Source organism: Achromobacter sp. K91 (assembly GCF_003576205.1).
Lineage (GTDB): Bacteria > Pseudomonadota > Gammaproteobacteria > Burkholderiales > Burkholderiaceae_B > Achromobacter > Achromobacter aegrifaciens.
Genome location: NZ_QWFB01000090.1, coordinates 1 through 1,230 on the forward strand (window position 1 = coordinate 1; position 1,230 = coordinate 1,230).

Genomic DNA, 1,230 nt, shown 5'->3' on the forward strand with positions numbered 1-1,230 from the left:
TGGTTCTATGGTGAGTCCATAGCGCTGCCTTTAACGCCCTATAGCGCCGCCGACATCACCGATCCGCGCAACGCGAACCAACGCGGGCAACTGCTCAAGCACTACGACACCGCCGGCTTGCTTGACATGAGCGCTCGTGGCTATAGCGTGGCAGGCGGCATGCTGCGTCAGGACAGGCAACTGCTCGCCGGTCACAACCCGAACCCAAATTGGAATCTCGCGCCCAGTTACCTGAAGTATGAGTTGGAGCCCACGGTCTACAGCACCGCTTGGACCTACAACGCACTGGCGCAGGTGCTCACTCAGACCGACGCGAAAGAACATCAACAGGAGACGGCCTACGACGTGGCCGGGCGCAAGGTGTCGAGCTCGGTGACCCCCCACGGGGGACCGAACGATGGTAAGACCATGCCTGTCACTACCGCCATCACCTACACGGCAGGCGGGCAGATCGAGACGCGGAGCGACGCCAACGACGTTCAGATGGCCTACACCGTCGAGCCGCAACGCACCCAGCGGGTGCTCACCATCACCACCACGCGCAGCGCAGCGGCTGCCAGCGCGGCCAGGAAACGCCGCCCCCAACGTCGAGCCACGAGCCGCTCGGGCAAGCGAAGCCGTGCGAGCAACGGGACGCTGCTGCAGGACCTCTCTTACACCTACGACGGGGTGGGCAACGTCACGGCGCTCAGCGACGCGAGTACGCCGGTGGCGTACCACGCCAATGGCGCAGTCGACGGCAACCGCGGCTATACCTATGACGCGCTCTATCAACTGCTCTCGGCCAGCGGGCGCGAGAACTATGTGAGCAGTAATCCATCGGGCACCGACTCGCCCAGCGCCTATACCCCGCTGGACCAGGCCAATTACCGTAGCTACACGCGCAATTACCAGTATGACCTCGGCGGCAACCTCTGCCAGATTGCAGCCAGCAATGCATCAGGCACGGGAGCGGCCGTCCCCACGCGCAACATGGTCGTGGCGGCGGACAGCAACCGCGCCTTGAGCAATGTCAACAACGCCGGCCTGACAGCCGCAGGGGTGAGCAGCTTCTTCGACAGCGCGGGGCAAAGCATCTGTTTAGATGGCAACCAGATCATGCCAATGTATTGGACGCCGTTGCACCAACTCTACGTCCTGGTCAGTTTCTATCGCCCATTGCCTCAATACCACGATGCTAGTGCCCCTGACTGGGGCTCCAGCGATTGCGAACTCTACGCTTACGACAGC

Annotated in this window: 1 pseudogene; it reads left to right on the forward strand. The window is 62.6% G+C overall.

The window, feature by feature from the left end:
- Positions 1-1,230 (forward strand): annotated as a pseudogene (locus DXK93_RS32075) (RHS repeat protein); the annotation flags it as partial.